Origin of the sequence: Salmonella sp. SA14318 (assembly GCF_029866905.1) — a bacterium.
GTDB classification, from domain to species: domain Bacteria; phylum Pseudomonadota; class Gammaproteobacteria; order Enterobacterales; family Enterobacteriaceae; genus Salmonella; species Salmonella enterica.
Genome location: NZ_CP123282.1, coordinates 3580300 through 3604618, shown reverse-complemented (window position 1 = coordinate 3604618; position 24319 = coordinate 3580300). Strand labels below are relative to the sequence as shown.

The window sequence follows — 24319 nt, the reverse complement described above, 5'->3', positions numbered from 1 at the left end:
ACAGGCTCAATGTGAGCCTGATACAAAAAAAGTGATTTAGTTTACCAGCGTGCAAGAGATGTCAAAAGAGAAGGGCGTGAAATTACCGTGGTTCCAGCGCAAACACTTCAAATCCCGAGTTAACCACACGCCAGCGCACGTTAAAATCATGCAGCCAGACGGCATAGGTTTTGCCCGTCTCTTCACCCTTACGATAAGCCGGGCGAGGATCTTGCGCCAGCACATCGCAAATAAATGTCCGTAGCTGCGGATAACGCCTTTCCAGCGTCGTAAGCTGTTGAGCCACCTCAGCGGTAAAACTCACGGGCATTTCAGCTATCGGCGCCTGTTGCGCATAGCTGGCGGCGGCGTCCGGTAAGGCCTCGGCAAACGGTAAATACGGTTTGATATCCACGACCGGCGTGCCATCCACCAGATCCAGACTGCCTAATTTCAGAATTACGCTCTCTTTCCGGCACTCGATACCTTTTAGCGCAACGAGCGACATGCCAATCGGATTGGGGCGGAACGTGGAGCGCGTGGCAAAAACGCCCATTCTGGCGTTACCGCCAAGACGGGGCGGACGAACTGTCGGCCGCCAGCCGCCGTCCATCGTCTGATGAAAAACGAAAAGCACCCACAAATGGCTGAACGCTTCCAGGCCGCGAACGGCATCGGCCTGGTTGTAAGGCGCTATCAGATGCAGTTCGCCGCAGGCGCTTTTGACCAGACCAGGCTGGCGCGGAACGGCGAATTTTTCTTTATAGGGGGAGCGAATAACGCCGATTTGTTCAAACTGAAAGCTGCTCATTTCGCCGAAATATTCAGGGCGGACCCGATACAAACCGCCTGACGATAGCAGCCTGGCGTGCCGCTGGTAATTTCACAGCTATGCAGCAGGACGGCGTTGGCTTTCATTTTAGATGCATTAATCTGCATACGCTTGCGCGCAGTTGGAATGTTAGGCGGAGAGTCTTGATTTGTCGCCTGGCAGGATTCGCCGCTAACCTCGCCAAGATCGCGGAAAGGTTTGCCGACTAAGTCTTCAGCATTGGTGTAAATCCTGACGGGAGCGGCACGCGGCGCTTTAGGTTTCTCCGGCTCCGCTTTTGGCGGGGTTGCGGTGCTTTGAACGGGTTCAACAGGGGATCTGCTTAGCATGGAACAACCGCCCAGCATGAGTGCCAATAAACAGATCGGTAAAGCACGCATAATATTTCCTCAATGAATGTTCTAATTGCCAGATATTGAATCAGGAGCTTGCATAAATGACAAGACGGGCAATAGCCCGTCCTGAATAATATTACAGATTGTGGAATCAGCCTAAAACTTACCAGCCTTTCACCGCGCCGCCATTAAAAACTTTATTTGCGGCTTCGTACACTTCATCAGACTGGTAAGCCTGAACGAATTTTTTCACATTCTCGGCGTCTTTGTTATCTTCACGCGTCACGATCAGGTTAACGTACGGAGAATCTTTATCTTCAACGAAGATACCGTCTTTCGCTGGCGTCAGGCCAATCTGGCTGGCGTAAGTCGTATTGATGACCGCTAACGCGATCTGCGCGTCATCCAGCGAACGCGGCAACTGCGGCGCTTCCAGCTCAACAATTTTCAGATTTTTCGGGTTTTCCACGATATCCAGCGAGGTAGGAAGCAGACCGACGCCGTCTTTCAGTTTAATCAGCCCTACTTTTTGCAGCAGCAGCAGGGAACGACCAAGGTTGGTCGGGTCGTTAGGCACAGCGACCTGGGAACCGTCCTTGAGCTCATCCAGTGATTTGATTTTTTTGGAATATCCTGCAATGGGATAGACAAAAGTCTTACCTACAGAAACCAGTTTGTAGCCGCGATCTTTGATTTGCTGATCCAGATACGGTTTGTGCTGGAAGGCATTGGCATCGATATCGCCTTTGCTCAGCGCTTCATTAGGCAGAACATAATCATTAAAGGTCACCAATTCCACGTCCAGGCCGTATTTTTCTTTCGCGACTTTTTGCGCGACTTCGGCAACTTGCTGCTCTGCGCCAACGATTACGCCGACTTTAATATGGTTCGGATCTTTTTCATCCTGACCGCAACCCGCAAGTGCCAGAGAACCAATCAGAGCACCCACTGCCGCAAAGGTTTTGAATTTGAACGCCATGCTTATTTCCTTAATGAGTATTTGTGTTGTGTTTAACGTTACTTATGCGTGACAGCCCTGACGATGCGATCGCCGGATAACTGAATTAAATAAACCAGAACGACAAGTAATACCAGCACCGTATTCATCACGGTAGCATTGTATCCAATATAACCGTACTGATAGCCGATTTGACCGAGGCCGCCTGCGCCGACGGCGCCGCCCATTGCGGAGTAACCGACCAGGGTGATCAGTGTAATGGTTGCCGCATTTACCAGACCAGGCAGCGCTTCCGGTAAAAGGATTTTACGTACAATTTGCAGCGGCGTGGCGCCCATCGCTCGCGAGGCTTCAATCAGCCCGGCAGGGATCTCTAACAACGCATTTTCTACCATACGGGCGATAAAAGGCGCGGCGCCGACGGTCAGTGGTACAATCGCGGCCTGCAAACCAATGGAGGTGCCGACAATTATTCGGGTAAAAGGAATCATCCACACCAGCAGGATGATAAAGGGAATCGAGCGGAAAATATTGACCACCGCAGAGAGGGAGCGATACAGCCTGGCGTTCTCCATAATCTGCCCCGGGCGCGTAACATACAGCAATACGCCAACCGGCAGGCCAATCACGAAACCGAAGAAACCGGAGACAAAGGTCATCGCCAGCGTTTCCCAGACGCCACGAACCAGTAACCACATCATTGCCTCAGACATAACCCAGTACCTCTACTTTCACATGGTGATCCTGCAGCCAGGCAATTGCGGCTTGCGTCTCTTCTTGTGTGCCGTGCATTTCCGTTAGCATAATGCCGAACTTCACACCGCCCGCGTAATCCATCTGCGCGCTGATAATATTATTGTTCACGTTGAAACGACGCGCGGTTTCAGAAAGCAGCGGGGCATCCACAGACTGTCCGGTGAACTCCATGCGCAGCATCGGCACGCTGTCAGTTTCCGGCGACGCTTTCAAACGCGCCTGGTAATCTTCCGGAATGTCCAGGTGCAGAGTGGACTGAATAAACTTCTGCGCCAGCGGCGTTTTAGGATGCGAGAAGACTTCGCTGACCGTATCCTGCTCAATAAGCTCGCCATTACTGATAACGGCAACGCAGTCGCAGATACGTTTCACGACATCCATTTCATGAGTGATAAGCAGAATCGTCAACCCCAGACGACGGTTGATATCTTTCAGCAATTCCAGAATCGAACGGGTCGTTGCGGGATCAAGCGCGCTGGTGGCTTCATCGCACAGCAACACTTTTGGATTACTGGCTAACGCGCGGGCAATCGCGACACGCTGTTTCTGACCGCCGGAAAGATTTGCCGGATAGCTGTCGTGCTTGTCGCCAAGACCGACTAAATCCAGCAGCTCTGTGACACGGCGTTTGATCTCTTCCTTTGGTGTGTTATCCAGTTCCAGCGGCAACGCGACGTTGCCAAACACGGTACGGGAAGAGAGCAGGTTAAAATGTTGGAAAATCATGCCGATTTGACGGCGAGCTTTGGTCAACTCAGACTCTGAAAGCGTTGTCAGCTCCTGACCGCCGACCTGAACGCTACCTTCGGTTGGGCGTTCAAGTAAGTTAACGCAGCGGATAAGCGTACTTTTACCGGCGCCGGAGGCGCCAATGACGCCATAAATCTGCCCGGCAGGCACGTGCAGGCTGACATTATTTAGCGCCTGAATGGTGCGCGTCCCCTGCTGGAACACTTTGGTAATATTCGAAAGTTTAATCATTGATTCTTTATTATCGTAATGAAATGAGCGGAGGCATTTTCGTCTGCCTAATACGGTCAACGCCGTCAACAGAATGGATGTTAAGGCATCCAGACGTCTAAATCAATCAGGCTTTATACGATGAGCACTTTCTTGCCTGCTGAAACATGCGATACTAGCGCCACTTGCTTTACTCAGGAGCTATAAAAGGTGGCAAAGTCTGTACCCGCAATTTTTCTCGACCGTGACGGCACCATTAATGTGGATCACGGCTACGTACATGAAATCGATGCATTCGAGTTTATAGACGGTGTTATTGACGCGATGCGCGAGCTAAAAAAAATGGGCTATGCGTTGGTGGTGGTGACGAACCAGTCCGGAATCGCGCGCGGCAAATTCACTGAGGCGCAGTTTGAAACGTTAACCGAATGGATGGACTGGTCGTTGGCGGATCGCGATGTTGATTTGGACGGCATCTATTATTGTCCTCACCATCCGCAGGGCAGTATAGAAGAGTTCCGTCAGGTATGTGATTGCCGCAAGCCGCATCCAGGAATGCTTATCTCGGCGCGTGATTTCCTGCATATCGATATGGCGGCTTCTTATATGGTGGGAGACAAGCTGGAAGATATGCAGGCGGCTGCGGCGGCAAATGTCGGGACAAAAGTGCTGGTGCGTACGGGCAAACCGGTCACGGCAGAAGCAGAAAACGCGGCGGACTGGGTGTTAAACAGCCTTGCCGATCTGCCATCGGCGATAAAAAAGCAGCAAAAATAAGCGTTATGGATAAAAGATGAGCGGTTAAAACAAAAATGCATTTTTCCGCTTGTCTTCCTGAACCGACTCCCTATAATGCGCCTCCATCGACACGGCGGATGTGAATCACTTCACACAAACAGCCGGTCGGTTGAAGAGAAAAATCCTGAAATTCAGGGTTGACTCTGAAAGAGGAAAGCGTAATATACGCCACCTCGCAACGGTGAGCGAAAGCCGCGTTGCACTGCTCTTTAACAATTTATCAGACAATCTGTGTGGGCACTCGAAGATACGGATTCTTAACGTCCTCGGACGAAAAATGAATACCAAGTCTCAAGAGTGAACACGTAATTCATTACGAAGTTTAATTCACGAGCATCAAACTTTTAAATTGAAGAGTTTGATCATGGCTCAGATTGAACGCTGGCGGCAGGCCTAACACATGCAAGTCGAACGGTAACAGGAAGCAGCTTGCTGCTTCGCTGACGAGTGGCGGACGGGTGAGTAATGTCTGGGAAACTGCCTGATGGAGGGGGATAACTACTGGAAACGGTGGCTAATACCGCATAACGTCGCAAGACCAAAGAGGGGGACCTTCGGGCCTCTTGCCATCAGATGTGCCCAGATGGGATTAGCTTGTTGGTGAGGTAACGGCTCACCAAGGCGACGATCCCTAGCTGGTCTGAGAGGATGACCAGCCACACTGGAACTGAGACACGGTCCAGACTCCTACGGGAGGCAGCAGTGGGGAATATTGCACAATGGGCGCAAGCCTGATGCAGCCATGCCGCGTGTATGAAGAAGGCCTTCGGGTTGTAAAGTACTTTCAGCGGGGAGGAAGGTGTTGTGGTTAATAACCGCAGCAATTGACGTTACCCGCAGAAGAAGCACCGGCTAACTCCGTGCCAGCAGCCGCGGTAATACGGAGGGTGCAAGCGTTAATCGGAATTACTGGGCGTAAAGCGCACGCAGGCGGTCTGTCAAGTCGGATGTGAAATCCCCGGGCTCAACCTGGGAACTGCATTCGAAACTGGCAGGCTTGAGTCTTGTAGAGGGGGGTAGAATTCCAGGTGTAGCGGTGAAATGCGTAGAGATCTGGAGGAATACCGGTGGCGAAGGCGGCCCCCTGGACAAAGACTGACGCTCAGGTGCGAAAGCGTGGGGAGCAAACAGGATTAGATACCCTGGTAGTCCACGCCGTAAACGATGTCTACTTGGAGGTTGTGCCCTTGAGGCGTGGCTTCCGGAGCTAACGCGTTAAGTAGACCGCCTGGGGAGTACGGCCGCAAGGTTAAAACTCAAATGAATTGACGGGGGCCCGCACAAGCGGTGGAGCATGTGGTTTAATTCGATGCAACGCGAAGAACCTTACCTGGTCTTGACATCCACAGAACTTTCCAGAGATGGATTGGTGCCTTCGGGAACTGTGAGACAGGTGCTGCATGGCTGTCGTCAGCTCGTGTTGTGAAATGTTGGGTTAAGTCCCGCAACGAGCGCAACCCTTATCCTTTGTTGCCAGCGATTAGGTCGGGAACTCAAAGGAGACTGCCAGTGATAAACTGGAGGAAGGTGGGGATGACGTCAAGTCATCATGGCCCTTACGACCAGGGCTACACACGTGCTACAATGGCGCATACAAAGAGAAGCGACCTCGCGAGAGCAAGCGGACCTCATAAAGTGCGTCGTAGTCCGGATTGGAGTCTGCAACTCGACTCCATGAAGTCGGAATCGCTAGTAATCGTGGATCAGAATGCCACGGTGAATACGTTCCCGGGCCTTGTACACACCGCCCGTCACACCATGGGAGTGGGTTGCAAAAGAAGTAGGTAGCTTAACCTTCGGGAGGGCGCTTACCACTTTGTGATTCATGACTGGGGTGAAGTCGTAACAAGGTAACCGTAGGGGAACCTGCGGTTGGATCACCTCCTTACCTTAAAGAAGCGTACTTTGAAGTGCTCACACAGATTGTCTGATGAAAAACGAGCAGTAAAACCTCTACAGGCTTGTAGCTCAGGTGGTTAGAGCGCACCCCTGATAAGGGTGAGGTCGGTGGTTCAAGTCCACTCAGGCCTACCAGATTTTCCCTGAATACTGCGTTGTGAAATAACTCACATACTGATGTATGCTTCGTTATTCCACGCCTTGTCTCAGGAAAAATTATCGGTAAAGAGGTTCTGACTACACGATGGGGCTATAGCTCAGCTGGGAGAGCGCCTGCTTTGCACGCAGGAGGTCTGCGGTTCGATCCCGCATAGCTCCACCATCTCGTGAGTGTTTACGAAAAAATACTTCAGAGTGTACCTGAAAGGGTTCACTGCGAAGTTTTGCTCTTTAAAAATCTGGATCAAGCTGAAAATTGAAACACAGAACAGCGAAAGTTGTTCGTGAGTCTCTCAAATTTTCGCAACACGATGATGAATCGTAAGAAACATCTTCGGGTTGTGAGGTTAAGCGACTAAGCGTACACGGTGGATGCCCTGGCAGTCAGAGGCGATGAAGGGCGTGCTAATCTGCGATAAGCGCCGGTAAGGTGATATGAACCGTTATAACCGGCGATACCCGAATGGGGAAACCCAGTGTGACTCGTCACACTATCATTAACTGAATCCATAGGTTAATGAGGCGAACCGGGGGAACTGAAACATCTAAGTACCCCGAGGAAAAGAAATCAACCGAGATTCCCCCAGTAGCGGCGAGCGAACGGGGAGGAGCCCAGAGCCTGAATCAGCATGTGTGTTAGTGGAAGCGTCTGGAAAGGCGCGCGATACAGGGTGACAGCCCCGTACACAAAAGCGCATGTGCTGTGAGCTCGATGAGTAGGGCGGGACACGTGGTATCCTGTCTGAATATGGGGGGACCATCCTCCAAGGCTAAATACTCCTGACTGACCGATAGTGAACCAGTACCGTGAGGGAAAGGCGAAAAGAACCCCGGCGAGGGGAGTGAAAAAGAACCTGAAACCGTGTACGTACAAGCAGTGGGAGCCCCACCACCAAAGCATTCTCTGGTGTTGAAGGCCCTGCAAAGCAGCATCGCGGTGGCGGAGCGTCGTTTGCGACGCCCAACACACAAAACAAGCGGTGAGTGCTTTGGGGTGGGGTGACTGCGTACCTTTTGTATAATGGGTCAGCGACTTATATTCTGTAGCAAGGTTAACCGTATAGGGGAGCCGCAGGGAAACCGAGTCTTAACCGGGCGTTAAGTTGCAGGGTATAGACCCGAAACCCGGTGATCTAGCCATGGGCAGGTTGAAGGTTGGGTAACACTAACTGGAGGACCGAACCGACTAATGTTGAAAAATTAGCGGATGACCTGTGGCTGGGGGTGAAAGGCCAATCAAACCGGGAGATAGCTGGTTCTCCCCGAAAGCTATTTAGGTAGCGCCTCGTGAACTCATCTCCGGGGGTAGAGCACTGTTTCGGCTAGGGGGCCATCCCGGCTTACCAACCCGATGCAAACTGCGAATACCGGAGAATGTTATCACGGGAGACACACGGCGGGTGCTAACGTCCGTCGTGAAGAGGGAAACAACCCAGACCGCCAGCTAAGGTCCCAAAGTCATGGTTAAGTGGGAAACGATGTGGGAAGGCCCAGACAGCCAGGATGTTGGCTTAGAAGCAGCCATCATTTAAAGAAAGCGTAATAGCTCACTGGTCGAGTCGGCCTGCGCGGAAGATGTAACGGGGCTAAACCATGCACCGAAGCTGCGGCAGCGACACTGTGTGTTGTTGGGTAGGGGAGCGTTCTGTAAGCCTGCGAAGGTGGCCTGTGAGGGTTGCTGGAGGTATCAGAAGTGCGAATGCTGACATAAGTAACGATAAAGCGGGTGAAAAGCCCGCTCGCCGGAAGACCAAGGGTTCCTGTCCAACGTTAATCGGGGCAGGGTGAGTCGACCCCTAAGGCGAGGCCGAAAGGCGTAGTCGATGGGAAACGGGTTAATATTCCCGTACTTGGTGTTACTGCGAAGGGGGGACGGAGAAGGCTATGTTGGCCGGGCGACGGTTGTCCCGGTTTAAGCGTGTAGGTGTGTGTTCCAGGTAAATCCGGTTCACTTTAACACTGAGGCGTGACGACGAGGCACTACGGTGCTGAAGCAACAAATGCCCTGCTTCCAGGAAAAGCCTCTAAGCATCAGGTAACATCAAATCGTACCCCAAACCGACACAGGTGGTCAGGTAGAGAATACCAAGGCGCTTGAGAGAACTCGGGTGAAGGAACTAGGCAAAATGGTGCCGTAACTTCGGGAGAAGGCACGCTGACATGTAGGTGAAGTGATTTACTCACGGAGCTGAAGTCAGTCGAAGATACCAGCTGGCTGCAACTGTTTATTAAAAACACAGCACTGTGCAAACACGAAAGTGGACGTATACGGTGTGACGCCTGCCCGGTGCCGGAAGGTTAATTGATGGGGTCAGCGCAAGCGAAGCTCCTGATCGAAGCCCCGGTAAACGGCGGCCGTAACTATAACGGTCCTAAGGTAGCGAAATTCCTTGTCGGGTAAGTTCCGACCTGCACGAATGGCGTAATGATGGCCAGGCTGTCTCCACCCGAGACTCAGTGAAATTGAACTCGCTGTGAAGATGCAGTGTACCCGCGGCAAGACGGAAAGACCCCGTGAACCTTTACTATAGCTTGACACTGAACATTGAGCCTTGATGTGTAGGATAGGTGGGAGGCTTTGAAGTGTGGACGCCAGTCTGCATGGAGCCGACCTTGAAATACCACCCTTTAATGTTTGATGTTCTAACGTGGACCCGTAATCCGGGTTGCGGACAGTGTCTGGTGGGTAGTTTGACTGGGGCGGTCTCCTCCTAAAGAGTAACGGAGGAGCACGAAGGTTGGCTAATCCTGGTCGGACATCAGGAGGTTAGTGCAATGGCATAAGCCAGCTTGACTGCGAGCGTGACGGCGCGAGCAGGTGCGAAAGCAGGTCATAGTGATCCGGTGGTTCTGAATGGAAGGGCCATCGCTCAACGGATAAAAGGTACTCCGGGGATAACAGGCTGATACCGCCCAAGAGTTCATATCGACGGCGGTGTTTGGCACCTCGATGTCGGCTCATCACATCCTGGGGCTGAAGTAGGTCCCAAGGGTATGGCTGTTCGCCATTTAAAGTGGTACGCGAGCTGGGTTTAGAACGTCGTGAGACAGTTCGGTCCCTATCTGCCGTGGGCGCTGGAGAACTGAGGGGGGCTGCTCCTAGTACGAGAGGACCGGAGTGGACGCATCACTGGTGTTCGGGTTGTCATGCCAATGGCACTGCCCGGTAGCTAAATGCGGAAGAGATAAGTGCTGAAAGCATCTAAGCACGAAACTTGCCCCGAGATGAGTTCTCCCTGAGACTTAAAGTCTCCTGAAGGAACGTTGAAGACGACGACGTTGATAGGCCGGGTGTGTAAGCGCAGCGATGCGTTGAGCTAACCGGTACTAATGAACCGTGAGGCTTAACCTTACAACGCCGAAGATGTTTTGGCGGATTGAGAAGACAACAATTTTCAGCTCAGATTCAGAGTCCGAAGGATTTTACGCTGAGACAAGGCGGCAAACGCAGCGACGGAAGGAGCATACAGAAGTATGTGACTGACGCTCGCAAGAGCAGCCAACGCCGTATCAGTGTAAAAGACACAGGACAGAGCACAAAGAATTTGCCTGGCGGCACTAGCGCGGTGGTCCCACCTGACCCCATGCCGAACTCAGAAGTGAAACGCCGTAGCGCCGATGGTAGTGTGGGGTCTCCCCATGCGAGAGTAGGGAACTGCCAGGCATCAAATTAGAAGTATGGCATTAACTTTCGGGGCAGTTCACTACTCGACAGAGAGTAGGACAAAAGCGAAAGCTTTTGAACGTTGCGAAGCAACGGCCCGAAGGGTGAATCACGAAGTGATTCATAAACTGCCAGGCATCAAATTGCAGTAAACCGGGATGAAAATCCGGGTTGTGACAAAGAAATTCGGTGGAGCGGTAGTTCAGTTGGTTAGAATACCTGCCTGTCACGCAGGGGGTCGCGGGTTCGAGTCCCGTCCGTTCCGCCACTTATTAAGAGCCCTGAGCATTAGCTCAGGGCTTTTTCTTTGCATATCATTTAATTATTGCTCAATTCGCAAAAATCCTCTGCATTTCTCGCTCTTTTTCTACAAAGCGCTGAAGGTCATAATTCCCTCAGTTAACGAACATAGTGATTAAAAAGAGGAATTCTATGACTATCCCTGCATTCGGTTTAGGTACTTTTCGCCTGAAAGACGACGTGGTTATCGCTTCTGTGAAAACGGCACTTGAACTGGGCTACCGTGCTGTCGACACTGCGCAAATCTATGATAATGAAGCGGCTGTTGGACAGGCGATTGCTGAGAGCGGCGTACCGCGTAATGAGCTGTACATCACCACCAAGATCTGGATTGAAAACCTTAGCAAAGACAAGCTAATCCCAAGCCTGAAAGAGAGCCTGAAAAAACTGCGTACCGATTATGTCGATCTGACGCTGATCCACTGGCCATCTCCGGGTGATGCTGTGTCTGTCGAAGAATTTATGCAGGCATTGCTGGAAGCTAAAAAACAAGGGCTGACTCGCGAAATTGGCATTTCAAACTTCACCATTCCGTTGATGAAAAAGGCTATTGCCGCGGTGGGCGCAGACCATATCGCCACCAACCAGATTGAGCTATCTCCGTATCTGCAGAATCGTAAGGTGGTTGACTGGGCGAAAGCGCACGGTATCCATATCACCTCTTACATGACGCTGGCATACGGTAAAGCGCTGAAAGATGAAGTGATTGCGCGCATTGCGGCTAAACATAATGCGACCCCGGCGCAGGTTATTCTGGCATGGGCAATGGGTGAAGGTTACTCCGTGATCCCTTCATCCACCAGGCGTGAAAACCTGGCAAGCAACCTGCTGGCGCAGGACCTGCATCTGGATGCCGAAGATAAAAATGCGATCGCGGCACTGGACTGCAACGATCGTCTGGTTAGCCCGGAAGGACTGGCCCCTGAGTGGGATTAATTGCCTGACCCTTTGTACCCTTTACCCCTCTTTCACAGCTCCTGCGGGGGCTGTTCTTATATATTCGCTCAAAAAGTCGATAAATGCCCGAATGCGTGTGCTGACGGCGCGATCGCTGTAGTAAACGGCGCTGAAAGGCATTTCTACCGGCAGACGTTTATCGGCCAGCAGTTCCACCAGTTCTCCCCGCGCGATCTCTTTATCAATCATATAATCTGAAAGACATGCAATGCCGTTACCGTTCAGGCAAAGTTGTTTTAACGTTTCCCCGCTATTGGAAGAAATCCCACATTTGATCTCATGGAGCTGCCCGTCGCTACAGGCAATCGGCCAGGTATTGAGCGAAACAGGTTCTGAGAACCCCAGGCACAGATGCCGTTTTAACTCTTCAACGGTCTCTGGCTTGCCAAAACGGGCAATATAATCCGGTGAGGCGATAATCTTACGATAACTGGTAAATAACGGACGCGCGCGCAGACTTGAATCTGTCAACGTGCCTGCGCGTATCGCAACATCCACTTTTCGTTCAATAAGATTGATGAACGTTTCTGAGGAGACAAGAGACAACGTTATTTCCGGATACCGTTCACGAAAAGGTTTAATCAGCGGCATCAGGAAATGCAGCATTACCGGCGTTGCCGCATCGATACGCAGTAAGCCGCGCGGGGTATTACGCGACTCCATGATTTCCGTTTCTGCGGCGGCCATTTCTTGCAGTATCTGCTGCACGCGCCTGAAGTATCGCTCTCCTTCTTCAGTCAGGCTCAGCTGTCGGGTCGTACGATTAAGCAGACTGACGCCGAGCTTCATCTCCAGCTTTTTAACTGCCCGGCTGACAGCGGAATTGGCCTGTCCAAGCTGCTCTGCCGCCCGGCTGAAGCTGCCGCTTTCCACGACAGCGACAAAAATTGCAAGTTCTTCGGAGGTTGCTTTCATTTTTGCACCTGAAGCAAAATTAAATTGATATTTTGAATATTTTTGTCATTAAAACATCCAGGCATACTGCGTGTCATCTGATTACTGATGTTATGGAGTTATTTATGCCTCTCGCTTTATTTGCACTGACAATAAGTGCCTTCGCTATTGGCACGACTGAGTTTGTGATTGTCGGCCTGGTGCCGACCATTGCACAACAACTGGCGATCTCGTTACCTTCCGCCGGAATGTTGGTTTCAATCTATGCGCTGGGCGTGGCTATTGGCGCGCCGGTGCTGACTGCTCTGACCGGACGCCTGCCGCGTAAACAGTTACTGGTCGCGCTGATGGTCTTGTTTACGGCCGGAAATTTGCTGGCATGGCAGGCACCGGGCTATATGACATTAATCGTCGCCCGTCTGCTGACGGGGCTGGCGCACGGTGTGTTCTTCTCAATTGGCTCTACCATCGCGACAAGTCTGGTGCCGAAAGAGAAAGCGGCTTCCGCCATCGCCATTATGTTTGGCGGCTTAACGGTGGCGCTGGTAACCGGCGTACCGCTGGGTACGTTTATCGGTCAGCACTTTGGCTGGCGAGAGACTTTTCTTGCTGTATCACTGTTAGGAGTGATTGCGCTGATTAGTAGCCAACTGCTGATCCCGGCCAACATCCCCGGTCGGGCTGCCGCCAGCATTCGTGACCAGGTGAAAGTGCTGACCCATCCTCGTCTGTTGCTGATTTACGCCGTTACGGCGCTGGGCTACGGCGGTGTATTCACGGCATTCACCTTCCTGGCGCCGATGATGCAGGATCTGGCTGGATTCTCCCCGGCAGCAGTGAGCTGGATCTTGCTGGGTTATGGCGTATCTGTGGCTATCGGCAATATCTGGGGCGGTAAACTGGCGGATAAGCATGGTGCCGTGCCGGCTCTGAAATTCATTTTCGCCGCGCTGTTTGTTCTGCTGATGGTCTTCCAGGTGACGGCTTCCACGCAGTATGCCGCGCTGGCTACCATTCTGGTGATGGGGATCTTTGCTTTCGGTAACGTACCGGGGTTGCAGGTCTACGTGGTACAGAAAGCGGAACAATTTACGCCCAATGCGGTAGATGTGGCGTCAGGTCTGAACATTGCGGCGTTTAACATTGGTATTGCGCTGGGCTCCGTGATTGGCGGGCAAACGGTGGAGCATTACGGTTTGGCGCAGACGCCGTGGATTGGCGCCCTCATTGTTCTGGTGGCTTTCCTGCTGATGGGCGTCAGCGGACGTCTTGATAAACCTGTACGCATTGCTCTGGAGTAAATTATTGATGTAAGCGCCTACTTACAAAACAAACTGCAATTGTTCGTTGAAAGTGAGTGCTAAAATCCCTATAACAGAAGAACCAGTCCGGTTGAGGACTGGTTGACGTTACAGAGGTTTGAAAGTCAAAAGTGCGAAAAAATACCTATGCGATGCGCTATGTTGCCGGACAGCCCGCCGAGCGGATTTTGCCGCCAGGGTCGTTTGCGAGCATCGGCCAGGCATTGCCCGCCGGGGAACCGCTAAGCAGTGAAGAGCGGATCCGTATCCTCGTGTGGAATATATTCAAGCAGCAGCGAGCCGAATGGTTATCGGTGCTGAAGAACTACGGCAAAGATGCGCATCTGGTCCTGTTGCAGGAGGCACAGACGACGCCTGAACTGGTACAGTTTGCCACCGCTAACTATCTTGCCGCCGACCAGGTTCCCGCTTTTGTACTACCTCAGCATCCGTCTGGCGTCATGACGCTTTCTGCCGCCCATCCTGTTTACTGCTGCCCTTTACGGGAAAGAGAACCGATTTTACGTTTGGCGAAATCAGCCCTGGTGACGGTATATCCCTTGCCGGATACCCGTTTATTAATGGTAGTAAATGTTCATGCGGTAAATTTTAGTCTGGGCGTGGACGTGTACAGTAAGCAGTTACTTCCGATCGGCGACCAGATTGCGCACCATAGCGGCCCTGTCATTATGGCGGGTGATTTTAATGCCTGGAGCCGCCCACGTATGAATGCGTTGTACCGCTTTGCACGTGAGATGTCGCTGCGCCAGGTGCGTTTCACTGACGATCAGCGCCGTCGTGCGTTTGGACGACCGCTGGATTTTGTTTTTTATCGTGGTTTAAACGTGAATGAAGCCTCCGTACTGGTGACGCGCGCTTCCGATCACAATCCGCTACTCGTTGAATTCAGTCCCGGCAAACCTGAGCAATAAAGGTGCGTCAGGTCTGCCGTGGGGCAGGCCTCTGCGGGTGCTGCCCTCTATTTTTCTCATAACAGAAGGGCACTACCATGACAACGCATTCCCACCATGACAATGTTGAAAAGCAGTTTGGTTCACAGGCGAACGCCTATTTACATAGCGCCGTTCACGCATCGGGTCGTGACTTAGCGCGGCTGGCGCAAAGGCTGTCTGATTTTTCCCACGCGAACGTACTGGATATGGGATGTGGAGCTGGACACGCGAGTTTTGTCGCTGCGCAACATGCCAACTCGGTCGTGGCATACGATTTATCCGCCAGCATGCTTGAGGTTGTCGCTGGAGCGGCGGAAGAAAGACATTTAAGTAATATTACTCTCCGGCAAGGCTATGCCGAAAAACTGCCCTTTGAAGATGCATCGTTTGAGGTGGTGATTAGCCGCTATTCCGCGCATCACTGGCACGACGTTGGTCAGGCATTGCGTGAGGTTTATCGTGTATTAAAACCCGGTGGCGTGCTGATTATCATGGATGTCATGTCGCCTGGACATCCTGTACGCGATATCTGGCTGCAAACGGTGGAGGCGTTACGCGACACGTCGCATGTCCGTAACTATTCCAGTGGCGAATGGCTGGCGATGGTCAATAACGCGATGCTGGTAACGAATACCGTGATAACCGATCGTTTATCGCTGGAGTTTCGCTCATGGGTAACGCGGATGCGTACGCCAGCGCCGTTGGTTGAGGCGATTCGATTATATCAGGCGAGCGCCCCGGTAGAGGTGAAGCGTTATTTTGAGTTGCAGGATGACGGCTCGTTTAGCAGCGATACTATCATGCTGGAAGCGCATAAAGCGGTATAGCAATTTAAAAGGCGCCGGGGGAAGCGGCGCCTTTTGGCTTTTTCGTCGGACAATATCAGGAGTCTGGCGTGCTATTGTCCTTCACAAACAACGTAAGCTGATCGCCCGGTTGTAGATTATCCGTATCATGGTTCCAGCGCATCACATCTTTGATATTCACCCCGTGACGTCTGGCGATACTGGAAAGCGAATCGCCTTTACGGACACGATAGGTAATGCTATCGCTATTGTTTGCCAGTCGTTGCGCGCTGCTGCCAGCGCCCACGGTCAGGCTTTGCCCGATTTTCAGGCGCGAACCACGCAGGTTGTTCCACTGCTGCAAGTCCTTCGTGCTTACGCCAAGCCGCGAAGCAATACCGGAAAGCGTATCGCCAGAGCGCACCTTATAGCTACGGCTATTCAACGGCGTATTGTCGGCGATCAGTTGGGACTGAACGGCGTCAATCTCACCGGAAGCCAGCGACTCACGCAACTGCTCGGCATGCTTTTTGGGCACCATAACATATTGCGGACCGCTTACGCCTAAGGTAGACCCTTTTACACCGGCATTAAACGTCTTCAGCTTGCTGATAGACATGCCCGCCATATCCGCAACCTGGGCCATTTCAACTGGACTGTTTAAACGAACTCGTGCCAGCGCTCGGCTTTCATCTGTTGTTGGCAGACGTACGCCGTAGCGTTTGCTGTTTTTGAGAATTTCACTCAATGCCAGCATCTTAGGTACGTAGAGTTTCGTTTCCCTGGGCAAAGAAAGCGACCAGAAATCCGTCGGTTTTCCACGCGCTTTGTTTGCTTTAATTGCCCGCATAACACGGCCTTCGCCGCTGTTATACGCTGCAACGGTTAACAGCCAGTCGCCGTCAAACATTTTGTTCAGACGCTGCATCATGTCTAACGCGGCGGTCGTAGAGGCTACAACATCGCGACGCGCGTCATAATTACGGGTCTGCTTTAAACCATAATTGCGCCCTGTGCTCGGTATGATCTGCCAGATGCCTGCGGCATTGGCGCCAGACGTTGCGTGAGGATCAAAAGCGCTCTCCACTATGGGTAGTAGTACCAGCTCCATAGGCATGTTACGTTTCTTAACCTGCCCCGCTATCCAGTACATATACGGCTCTGCCCGTAAAGTTACATCGTGGAGATAGCTCTTATTGCGTAAATACTTCTGTTTCTGTTCGCGAATCCGGCTGTTTTCCGGAATTCCCATCTTTAGCTCGTCGCCAATGAAAGCCCACAAGTCCTGATCTGGCGCGATAGACGTTCCGTCGTCCATCCATCGTGCCTGACTCGTAAACTTTCCTGCTTCCCCTTGACCAGCTGCAGAAAGGCTCTGTGCGTGCTGTTGGACGTTGCCAGTGTTCTGAGACGTCTGGCACCCCACAAGCAGGACAGAGGCGAGTAATATCGCTTTTGCCTTCATGTGTGTGTCAATAGTTGCTTAAAAGACGACCGATCATAACGGCGAAGTTAGCGAATGACAAGTAAGAATTATCAGAACGTGTCTTTCTTTGACCTTAACCATGCAAAACGCGCTTCTGGTTGTTGCAATATTGTTTCTTTGTTTATTTCGTTAATTAAATCAATATCTTCAGTTCTTAAAAAAAGATTAATCTTACGCTCATTTTTAAGAATAACGGGTAATGTCATTTGTTTTTTTACACGTAACTCTTTAACTTTACGATAATATTCATTTATGAACGAATCGTGCGGAAGTATGCTCAATGCGAACTTAATGTTAGCTAAAGTGTATTCGTGAGCGCAGCAAATGAGTGTGTCGTCAGGCAGAGAATTAATTTTCATAAGTGACTGATACATCTGTGATGGCGTGCCTTCAAACAGTCGACCACAGCCGCCAGAGAACAGCGTGTCGCCGCAGAATAAGTAAGGATGGCTAAAGTAACAGACGTGTCCTAACGTGTGACCCGGCGTGGCAAAAAGAGTAAATTTCTCGCCTAAAACGCGAATAGTATCGCCATCGCCAACAAGATGGGTTGCTCCCTTGTCTTGTGTTTCCGCCGGTCCATAAACCGTCATTTGCGGGAAGTGTTGCAACAGCTCTTTGACTCCGCCAACATGATCGTGATGGTGATGCGTCAGAAAAATCGCCTCCGGCATCCACTTATGTTCAGCAATGGCCTTTAAGACGGGGGCCGCTTCGCCGGGATCAACAATCACACAGCGGCCTTCATCATTGGTCAGCACCCAGATGTAATTGTCCTGAAACGCGGGAATACTGTTAAGATTCATATATTACCTCTCAAATAATTAGCGGAAGGTTGCGATGAAACCGGCAAGGCTCTCTCAAACTGTCGTTGCGCCCGGATGTTGGGGTGAGTTGCCCTGGGGCAATTACTACCGTGAGGCGCTGGAACAGCAGCTCAATCCGTGGTTTGCAAAAATGTATGGTTTCCATTTGCTTAAAATCGGTAATTTAAGCGCAGAAATCAATTCCGAAGCGTGCGCGGTCTCTCATCAGGTGAATGTTTCATCGCAGGGGTCGCCGATGCAAGTTCTGGCCGATCCGCTACACCTTCCTTTTGCAGATAAATCCGTCGATGTTTGTCTGCTGGCGCATACTTTGCCGTGGTGTACCGATCCGCACCGTTTATTGCGGGAAGCCGACCGCGTATTGATTGATGACGGTTGGCTGGTCATCAGTGGATTTAACCCGCTGAGTTTGATGGGGTTACGTAAACTGGTACCCGTTTTACGTAAAACACCGCCCTATAATAGTCGGATGTTTACCCTTATGCGGCAACTGGACTGGCTGTCTTTACTCAATTTTGAAGTGCTACATTATAGCCGTTTTCATGTCTTACCCTGGAAAAAGCAGGGAGGGCGGCTTTTAAATACGCATATCCCGGCGCTGGGCTGTTTACAGCTTATTGTGGCCCGTAAGCGGACCATCCCGCTTACGCTTAATCCGCTGCGACATAATAAAAGTAAAACCCCTATCCGCCAGACCGTTGGCGCCACCCGGCAATATCGCAAACCGGATGGCTAAGCTTCTGCCTGGTAGCCACTATCTTCCTGCGTGGGATTCATTGCCGCGGCGCGCGCCAGTTCATCACAACGCTCGTTTTCGGGATGGCCTGCATGGCCTTTGACCCATACCCATTTGATCTGATGCTGGCCTAACGCAGCATCGAGACGTTTCCACAGATCGACATTTTTTACGGGTTTCTTTTCTGCTGTTTTCCAGCCGCGTTTCTTCCAGTTATGAATCCATTGGGTAATTCCTTGCCGCACATATTGGCTGTCGGTGCTCAATGTCACTTCGCAATGTTCTTTTAACGCTTCAAGCGCGACGATCGCCGCCATCAGTTCCATACGGTTATTGGTGGTCAGCGTGTAACCTTCACTAAACGTTTTTTCATGACCGCGATAGCGTAAGATAGCGCCATAACCACCAGGCCCTGGATTCCCCAGGCAAGAGCCATCGGTGAAAATTTCTACCTGTTTAAGCATCTCTGGTAGACTTCCTGTAATTGAAATCGATAACAAAACGCAAGTCTGACATAAATGACCGATATGAGCACTGCAATTACACGACAGATTGTCCTCGATACCGAAACCACCGGTATGAACCAGATAGGCGCGCACTATGAAGGTCACAAGATTATTGAGATCGGTGCGGTTGAGGTGATAAACCGTCGTCTGACCGGCAACAATTTTCATGTTTACCTGAAGCCGGATCGGCTGGTGGATCCGGAAGCGTTTGGCGTACACGGTATTGCCGATGAGTTTCTGCTGGATAAGCCGGTTTTTGCTGATGTGGTCGATGAGTTTCTCGATTATATCCGCGGCGCGGAGCTGGTCATCCATAACGCATCGTTCGATATCGGCTTTATGGATTATGAGTTTGGTCTGCTTAAACGCGATATTCCTAAAACCAATACTTTCTGCAAAGTTACCGATAGCCTGGCGTTGGCGCGGAAAATGTTCCCCGGCAAGCGTAACAGCCTTGATGCGCTGTGTTCGCGTTATGAGATAGATAATAGCAAACGTACTTTGCACGGCGCATTGCTCGATGCCCAGATCCTTGCCGAAGTGTATCTGGCGATGACGGGCGGACAAACGTCCATGACGTTTGCGATGGAAGGAGAGACGCAACGGCAGCAAGGTGAGGCGACCATTCAGCGAATCGTTCGCCAGGCCAGCCGGTTACGGGTCGTTTTTGCCTCTGAGGAAGAGCTGGCTGCGCATGAATCGCGGCTTGATCTGGTGCAGAAAAAGGGCGGAAGTTGCCTTTGGCGGGCATAATTTATTCCTTTTTAGGCTATAAAAATCATCCTTCGGGCGATTTTTGCAGCAACTGATTCAAAAGGTGAGAAAAAGCGTTGACGGGCGACACCGCAAACCGTAATATTCGCCTCGTTCCCAGCGGGAACATCACGGAGCGGTAGTTCAGTTGGTTAGAATACCTGCCTGTCACGCAGGGGGTCGCGGGTTCGAGTCCCGTCCGTTCCGCCAGATACAAATCTCAGGGTGTTTTTATACATCCTGTGAAGTAAAAAAAACCGTATCACTGTAAAAGGGATACGGTTTTTTTTTCGTCTTCAAGAAGTTCCACCGCCTATCGTGGAATCTAATGCAAATGGGCCTACGCCTGGATGACGAACAGGATATTACCGCCACTTCTTTCACTGTCATGGCTATTTTGATCCCACTGACATTTAAGGCGCGGCCTCATGGCGGTGCTTAACCGGGATCGGGACATGTTCAGCGCAGTAGCAGACTGCGTAATGTTGATGTCACTCAGATAATTACGGAGAACCGCCAGACATGCGCATCATCACTCCAGGGCATCCCACTTCTCCAGCAACTCCACCGGGATCTCATTGATCACCTCCGAGAACCGTTTTCCCACCAGTCTTTCAGCCTGGCGTAACAGTGGGATGGTTGGGCTGCTGGGTTCACTGCTCTCAAACCAGCGACGAATACACCGCAGGCGTTCCAGCGCATCATTACGATCGCGAATTGGCCCCGGTTCAGCATTGTGTGGGATAGATATACCGGGGGGCGCGTTGACAGGCGGCACATTCTCTGCCCGTGCCGGAATGGCATTATCCATAACCGTGCCTGCGGGGTCTGGCACTGGCGCTGGCGACGGAGGGATTTCCGGTGTGGTTGTCTGTACCACGTCAGGCAGCAGCGCTAACAACTGCCGCAGGCGTGAAAAATCTGGGGCCAGATCGCCTAATGTCTCACGCGCCCACACTTGCAGGCGTTCTGCGCTTTCCTGCGCTTCGCGAAACGCCGCCAGCGGTAATGCCCCACGGGCTTCGAGGTCGGCCAGTTGCTGGCGGACGGATTCGGGGGCCAGCGCATCAGCCGGGCGGGGAGCGGATAACGCGCGCTCCACGTCCCGTACCTGCAGGCGCAGGGCGGCACTGTTTGACAGCGTGATACTGCGAATGTCTGCCATCACGCCTTCGTGATCCAGCAGCGCCGCCAGGGCATTACTGCGCGCCAGCGCCGCATCTTCAATAGATTCTGCGGATGCGCCTTCGCCGGTAAGCAGCTGTGGATGGAGTGCATCAGACCAGATTACGCTCAGTTCTGCCAGTTGCGTGAGCATTTCCGCCAGTCCCTGTGCGCCAGCCTGCTGGATGCGACTGCGCAGCAGCAGGATCAACACCCGGATATCCTTACTGCGCGTGAGCAGACGGCGCGCATCACGCTCAATTTCCGGCCAGTTCACGGCTTCCGGCGTACTGACAAAATCACCATATTGCGCCTCCGCCTGGGGGGCGGCGCGGCTGAACAGCAGCAGGTACTCCGGATCGTACTCCGGATCGGGGCCGCAGGGTTGTTCCGCGCTTACCGGTTTAGTCAGGGACATGTCCATATCATTACTCTCAGTGGGTTAAGCCGTGTTCAGGTTCAAAAATCATGCCGGTCACCGGACGGTCATGCATGGCTTTACCTGCCCAGGCCGTCCAGCCAAGCCGCTGCGCGCCGCCGATCACCGCAGGCGGTGCGGCATGAGGCTTCAACTGCAGCTCAATTTCCCAGCAATATTCAAAACCAATGAACGTACGCACCAGTTCTGTCAGCACGGGCAGATTGTTGCCGCCGGGCAGAAAACGCAGGTAATCCTCCAGCGTGAGCGGGCCGATAATTAGCCGGAATTTGTACTGCATATCCGGTACGGCCTGGCCGATAAGCGCCCCGTTGCCCAGCACCGAAGACTGCGCGGGCGTGCCCAGACGGGTGATTTCATCGTTCGCCACCGTTATCCAGTGCAGGGCGAACTCTTTCACCGCAAAAGGTACGCTGAAATAGTGTGCCAGCGTGGCGGCCAGCCCGTCAGGATTGCGCGATTCGCGTACCAGATGGGCGGAGGCTGCCAGGCGAACATGATCTGACAGCGGGCTTTCGGCGCTTTCCCGTAGATCCTGCCCGCTGAGACTGGCGATATAAAACGCAAAACGGTCGTGTTCCGGTTTGTCCAGCCCGCCACCAGCGGACTGGGCGCTGCGCCATGCCTGCCAGAACTGCGTCAGCCAGCGGTGGTGAAAAATATTGGAAAAATGAACCAGCGTCGGATCGTGACGGCTCTCTGAGCGGTTCAGTGCCAGCTCGGTATAGTGCAGCGGCAACGGGCCGTTTGGCCCCCATAGTCCGAGGCTGTACAGGCTCAGGTGCAGGCGTCCATCCTGCCAGCTGACCTGGGCGATTTCCCGTGGCGCAAAGGTCATCGTCGGCGTCTGTCCCAGACGGAATTTTTCCATCCGTGGCTGCCAGGTACTGCCTGCCGGAGTATCACAGAGCTGGGCATCCACGCGCCGCATCAGGTTCAGGAATCCGTAACGCCAGGGGGTTTTCTGCGCCTGGTTGAGAGCGCCGGTCATACGCTCCCCCGTTGCCCGGTTCTGACCGGCCAGGTCATGACATGCCCGCGTTGCATCGAGTGCAGCGTCATCTGCGAGAAGGTATTAATGGAAACATGGCGGGCAATATAGTGTTCCAGCACCAGACCGAACAGGTAAGGACTGATACCGGAAAATCCTTCTTCGTCCACGGTCAGTTCGCAACTGACGCCCCGGCCATAGACCAACAGGCCGGAGCCGGGCAGGCGGCGGGTCACCGGGGTGGTTTTGCAGCCAATCAGGCTGCGCACCTGGCGCGACTGCGGGCTGTCGTGAGCCGGAATAAACAGATTCAGCAGATCGCGCAGCGCCTGGCCGCCGGTGCGGTGATCCAGATCGGCCAGCGGCAGATAATTAAACGACAACTGCCGGATCAGCCGCCAGGCCATTTCGCGTTCAGCCAGCGGCGGCTGCGGCGGGCGCGGCGGTCTGATAAGACCCACGCCCGCCACCGGAATCGCCGCATCTACGGTCAGATCATCCCGGCCATTACGTGGAATAAGGCAGGGCAGATCGCGGTTAGTCACCATTGCCGTGACGGTGATATGGCGCAGATTTTCCGGGTAGGGCGCTTCATGCTGATCAACCAGCGACAGGAAGACTTCCGAGCCGGTATAGGGGGTTCGGGTGCCATAGCGGCGGGCGTTTTCTGACGAGCGGCGCGGCTCACGACGCAGTGAAAAATAACGCCCGTGGTTGCCTTCGTCATTATTACGGGTGTGATACAGCGGACGAAAAATCATCTTCCGTGTGGTTTCCGCTTCCAGGCCTTCGACTTCCTGAACAGAAAACACCTCGTAATCCAGCGGACGGGTACGATCCACCACCAGATGCTGTTCCGTCACGCTGTGAGTAACTTCAATCCGGGTGGTGGTGCGGGGAAACAGGTTGATCACCGGCGTACAGAACAGGCTGAACTGTGCAGCGTCCGTCTGATGAATCAGCCAGTCCGGCGGCAGGCGGTTAAGCAGTATGACAATTTCCGCCACATTGCCCTGCACCTTTTGTAACCCGGCAGACAATCCGGTCGGGGTGAAGAAGTAAAACCGTTCCGGACAGGCGAAAAATTCATGCAGCAGATTATGGCCGTGAAACACGTTCCAGGCGAGCGGCAGCAGCCCCTGCCCTGGCTCCAGCCCTTCGTGCGCCACCGGGTGTTGAAGATTCACATTCAGTTCGCCGTCAAAGTGACCGGGTTCACCGGCCAGTGTGGCGACGGCGCTGGTATGCAGCAGCTCAAACAGGTGTGACGCAATGCGTTCTTCGCCGCAGAGGTAAAAGGGCAGCCGTGCCGGACCGGCCAGCTCGCTGAAAGTCAGTTCCCCGAAGGTTCGCAGGGTGATGCGCAATGCCCCGGCGACATGAATATTAGGCGGCAGATAGCGGTGCAGGGCGGGCATATCCGGCGGCGCGGCGGTCAGGCGTACCTCCTCGATGGAAAGCGGCCACAGCGTGACGTCCTGGCTGCTGCGAAACTGGCAGGCGGTATTTTCGCCTTCCGGGATGGGGGAAACGAACGCGGTATCGCGCGGCACGGTGACCCCTTTCGCCAGGTCGCCTTCCTGCGTATCGGGATACAGCTTTACCACTGCCATCGATGGCGTGGGGGTGACGTAATTGGGGCTGACGACTTCCAGTAACCGCTGTGTGAAGCGGGGAAACTCGGCGTCAATTTTTAGCTGAGTGCGGGCGCTCAGAAAGCTGAACGCCTCGATCATGCGTTCCACATACGGGTCGGCAATATCGCTTCCCTGCATCCCCAGTCGGGCGGCAATTTTGGGATGGAGGGTGGCGAACTCAGCACCGGTCTCCCGCAGGTAGCTCAGTTCGCGGTTGTAATACTCCAGTAGCCGTGGATCCATGAATAAT

The 24319-nt window shown here is 52.9% G+C and carries 19 protein-coding genes, 4 tRNA genes and 3 rRNA genes; 14 read left to right on the top strand and 12 right to left on the bottom strand.

Annotation, left to right across the window (positions count from 1 at the left end; translation table 11 throughout):
• Positions 1–82: 82 nt before the first annotated feature.
• The 5 genes from tsaA to metN all read right to left on the bottom strand — a co-directional run bounded on the left by tsaA (position 83) and on the right by metN (position 3841).
• Complete coding sequence (gene tsaA, locus QEN32_RS17320) at positions 83–790, bottom strand: tRNA (N6-threonylcarbamoyladenosine(37)-N6)-methyltransferase TrmO (protein ID WP_000093986.1); 708 nt, start codon at positions 788–790, stop codon at positions 83–85.
• Positions 787–1191, bottom strand: a complete 405-nt coding sequence (gene rcsF / locus QEN32_RS17315) for an Rcs stress response system protein RcsF (protein WP_001202315.1) — start codon at positions 1189–1191, stop codon at positions 787–789. The genes tsaA and rcsF overlap by 4 nt, the downstream gene beginning before the upstream one ends.
• 118 nt (positions 1192–1309) lie before the next feature.
• Complete coding sequence (gene metQ, locus QEN32_RS17310) at positions 1310–2125, bottom strand: methionine ABC transporter substrate-binding lipoprotein MetQ (protein ID WP_000874215.1); 816 nt, start codon at positions 2123–2125, stop codon at positions 1310–1312.
• Positions 2126–2163: 38 nt separating this feature from the next.
• A complete protein-coding gene (locus tag QEN32_RS17305) occupies positions 2164–2817 on the bottom strand; it encodes a methionine ABC transporter permease MetI (protein ID WP_001287486.1) in 654 nt (217 codons plus the stop codon).
• Complete coding sequence (gene metN / locus QEN32_RS17300; RefSeq protein WP_000594021.1) at positions 2810–3841, bottom strand: methionine ABC transporter ATP-binding protein MetN; 1032 nt, start codon at positions 3839–3841, stop codon at positions 2810–2812. The genes QEN32_RS17305 and metN overlap by 8 nt, the downstream gene beginning before the upstream one ends.
• A 189-nt stretch (positions 3842–4030) precedes the next feature.
• Here metN and gmhB point away from each other — a divergent pair, with 189 nt between their 5' ends.
• The 8 genes from gmhB (at position 4031) to dkgB (ending at position 11576) form a co-directional block, all read left to right on the top strand.
• Positions 4031–4597, top strand: coding sequence for a D-glycero-beta-D-manno-heptose 1,7-bisphosphate 7-phosphatase (gene gmhB, locus QEN32_RS17295; protein ID WP_001140158.1), 567 nt, complete (start codon positions 4031–4033; stop codon positions 4595–4597).
• Between the two features lie 367 nt (positions 4598–4964).
• Positions 4965–6506, top strand: a 16S ribosomal RNA gene (locus QEN32_RS17290).
• Positions 6507–6575: 69 nt separating this feature from the next.
• Positions 6576–6652 (top strand) — tRNA-Ile (locus tag QEN32_RS17285).
• A 111-nt stretch (positions 6653–6763) separates the two neighbouring features.
• A tRNA-Ala gene (locus tag QEN32_RS17280) sits at positions 6764–6839 on the top strand.
• A 182-nt stretch (positions 6840–7021) separates the two neighbouring features.
• Positions 7022–10028 (top strand): 23S ribosomal RNA (locus QEN32_RS17275).
• Positions 10029–10224: 196 nt separating this feature from the next.
• A 5S ribosomal RNA gene (gene rrf, locus QEN32_RS17270) occupies positions 10225–10340 on the top strand.
• The 16S, 23S and 5S rRNA genes sit together here with 3 tRNA genes alongside, the layout of an rRNA operon.
• 191 nt (positions 10341–10531) lie before the next feature.
• Positions 10532–10608: transfer RNA gene (locus QEN32_RS17265), tRNA-Asp, on the top strand.
• A 164-nt stretch (positions 10609–10772) separates the two neighbouring features.
• Entirely contained in the window at positions 10773–11576 is an 804-nt protein-coding gene (gene dkgB, locus QEN32_RS17260) for a 2,5-didehydrogluconate reductase DkgB (protein WP_079897690.1), read from the top strand.
• 21 nt (positions 11577–11597) lie between these two features.
• On the opposite strand, the gene yafC is transcribed toward dkgB, so the two are convergent.
• Positions 11598–12512, bottom strand: a complete 915-nt coding sequence (yafC, locus tag QEN32_RS17255) for a DNA-binding transcriptional regulator YafC (protein ID WP_000648534.1) — start codon at positions 12510–12512, stop codon at positions 11598–11600.
• A gap of 104 nt (positions 12513–12616) precedes the next feature.
• On the opposite strand from yafC, the gene QEN32_RS17250 reads away from it, so the two are divergent.
• From QEN32_RS17250 to QEN32_RS17240, 3 genes are all read left to right on the top strand, one after another.
• Positions 12617–13792, top strand: coding sequence for an MFS transporter (locus QEN32_RS17250; protein ID WP_079905685.1), 1176 nt, complete (start codon positions 12617–12619; stop codon positions 13790–13792).
• A gap of 131 nt (positions 13793–13923) precedes the next feature.
• Positions 13924–14724: an endonuclease/exonuclease/phosphatase family protein gene (locus tag QEN32_RS17245; protein ID WP_001230970.1), complete on the top strand. Its 801-nt coding sequence runs from the start codon at positions 13924–13926 to the stop codon at positions 14722–14724.
• A gap of 77 nt (positions 14725–14801) precedes the next feature.
• Positions 14802–15572, top strand: a complete 771-nt coding sequence (locus tag QEN32_RS17240) for a class I SAM-dependent methyltransferase (protein WP_000207236.1) — start codon at positions 14802–14804, stop codon at positions 15570–15572.
• Positions 15573–15627: 55 nt separating this feature from the next.
• Here the strand turns inward: QEN32_RS17240 and mltD are convergent, their stop codons facing one another.
• Both mltD and gloB read right to left on the bottom strand, forming a co-directional pair.
• Positions 15628–16995 (bottom strand): murein transglycosylase D, encoded by a 1368-nt coding sequence (mltD, locus tag QEN32_RS17235; RefSeq protein ID WP_000644706.1) that lies wholly within the window; start codon positions 16993–16995, stop codon positions 15628–15630.
• A 71-nt stretch (positions 16996–17066) separates the two neighbouring features.
• A complete protein-coding gene (gene gloB / locus QEN32_RS17230) occupies positions 17067–17822 on the bottom strand; it encodes a hydroxyacylglutathione hydrolase (protein WP_001052773.1) in 756 nt (251 codons plus the stop codon).
• 34 nt (positions 17823–17856) lie between these two features.
• Here gloB and QEN32_RS17225 point away from each other — a divergent pair, with 34 nt between their 5' ends.
• Positions 17857–18579: a class I SAM-dependent methyltransferase gene (locus tag QEN32_RS17225; protein WP_000801238.1), complete on the top strand. Its 723-nt coding sequence runs from the start codon at positions 17857–17859 to the stop codon at positions 18577–18579.
• On the opposite strand, the gene rnhA is transcribed toward QEN32_RS17225, so the two are convergent.
• Positions 18576–19043 (bottom strand): ribonuclease HI, encoded by a 468-nt coding sequence (gene rnhA / locus QEN32_RS17220; protein WP_000917872.1) that lies wholly within the window; start codon positions 19041–19043, stop codon positions 18576–18578. The genes QEN32_RS17225 and rnhA overlap by 4 nt on opposite strands.
• 63 nt (positions 19044–19106) lie before the next feature.
• Here rnhA and dnaQ point away from each other — a divergent pair, with 63 nt between their 5' ends.
• Complete coding sequence (gene dnaQ, locus QEN32_RS17215; protein WP_001670675.1) at positions 19107–19838, top strand: DNA polymerase III subunit epsilon; 732 nt, start codon at positions 19107–19109, stop codon at positions 19836–19838.
• Positions 19839–19971: 133 nt separating this feature from the next.
• Positions 19972–20048: transfer RNA gene (locus QEN32_RS17210), tRNA-Asp, on the top strand.
• Between the two features lie 322 nt (positions 20049–20370).
• On the opposite strand, the gene QEN32_RS17205 is transcribed toward QEN32_RS17210, so the two are convergent.
• Genes QEN32_RS17205 through tssF form a run of 3 tightly spaced genes read right to left on the bottom strand, consistent with a single transcriptional unit; the run spans position 20371 to position 24312 of the window.
• Positions 20371–21426, bottom strand: a complete 1056-nt coding sequence (locus tag QEN32_RS17205) for an ImpA family type VI secretion system protein (protein ID WP_265321862.1) — start codon at positions 21424–21426, stop codon at positions 20371–20373.
• Between the two features lie 10 nt (positions 21427–21436).
• Positions 21437–22432 carry a type VI secretion system baseplate subunit TssG gene (tssG, locus tag QEN32_RS17200; protein WP_039589904.1) on the bottom strand — a complete coding sequence of 332 codons (996 nt, stop codon included), beginning with the start codon at positions 22430–22432 and terminating at the stop codon, positions 21437–21439.
• Positions 22429–24312 (bottom strand): type VI secretion system baseplate subunit TssF, encoded by a 1884-nt coding sequence (gene tssF / locus QEN32_RS17195; RefSeq protein ID WP_047607708.1) that lies wholly within the window; start codon positions 24310–24312, stop codon positions 22429–22431. The genes tssG and tssF overlap by 4 nt, the downstream gene beginning before the upstream one ends.
• Positions 24313–24319 lie beyond the last annotated feature (7 nt).

Excerpts from the sequence above, each read along its gene's own strand:
- tsaA (WP_000093986.1), bottom strand. The coding sequence starts at position 790 with ATGAGCAGCTTTCAGTTTGAACAAATCGGCGTTATTCGCTCCCCCTAT.
- rcsF (WP_001202315.1), bottom strand. The coding sequence starts at position 1,191 with ATGCGTGCTTTACCGATCTGTTTATTGGCACTCATGCTGGGCGGTTGT.
- metQ (WP_000874215.1), bottom strand. The coding sequence starts at position 2,125 with ATGGCGTTCAAATTCAAAACCTTTGCGGCAGTGGGTGCTCTGATTGGT.
- QEN32_RS17305 (WP_001287486.1), bottom strand. The coding sequence starts at position 2,817 with ATGTCTGAGGCAATGATGTGGTTACTGGTTCGTGGCGTCTGGGAAACG.
- metN (WP_000594021.1), bottom strand. The coding sequence starts at position 3,841 with ATGATTAAACTTTCGAATATTACCAAAGTGTTCCAGCAGGGGACGCGC.
- dkgB (WP_079897690.1), top strand. The coding sequence starts at position 10,773 with ATGACTATCCCTGCATTCGGTTTAGGTACTTTTCGCCTGAAAGACGAC.
- yafC (WP_000648534.1), bottom strand. The coding sequence starts at position 12,512 with ATGAAAGCAACCTCCGAAGAACTTGCAATTTTTGTCGCTGTCGTGGAA.
- QEN32_RS17250 (WP_079905685.1), top strand. The coding sequence starts at position 12,617 with ATGCCTCTCGCTTTATTTGCACTGACAATAAGTGCCTTCGCTATTGGC.
- QEN32_RS17240 (WP_000207236.1), top strand. The coding sequence starts at position 14,802 with ATGACAACGCATTCCCACCATGACAATGTTGAAAAGCAGTTTGGTTCA.
- mltD (WP_000644706.1), bottom strand. The coding sequence starts at position 16,995 with ATGAAGGCAAAAGCGATATTACTCGCCTCTGTCCTGCTTGTGGGGTGC.
- gloB (WP_001052773.1), bottom strand. The coding sequence starts at position 17,822 with ATGAATCTTAACAGTATTCCCGCGTTTCAGGACAATTACATCTGGGTG.
- QEN32_RS17225 (WP_000801238.1), top strand. The coding sequence starts at position 17,857 with ATGAAACCGGCAAGGCTCTCTCAAACTGTCGTTGCGCCCGGATGTTGG.
- rnhA (WP_000917872.1), bottom strand. The coding sequence starts at position 19,043 with ATGCTTAAACAGGTAGAAATTTTCACCGATGGCTCTTGCCTGGGGAAT.
- dnaQ (WP_001670675.1), top strand. The coding sequence starts at position 19,107 with ATGAGCACTGCAATTACACGACAGATTGTCCTCGATACCGAAACCACC.
- QEN32_RS17205 (WP_265321862.1), bottom strand. The coding sequence starts at position 21,426 with ATGGACATGTCCCTGACTAAACCGGTAAGCGCGGAACAACCCTGCGGC.
- tssG (WP_039589904.1), bottom strand. The coding sequence starts at position 22,432 with ATGACCGGCGCTCTCAACCAGGCGCAGAAAACCCCCTGGCGTTACGGA.
- tssF (WP_047607708.1), bottom strand. The coding sequence starts at position 24,312 with ATGGATCCACGGCTACTGGAGTATTACAACCGCGAACTGAGCTACCTG.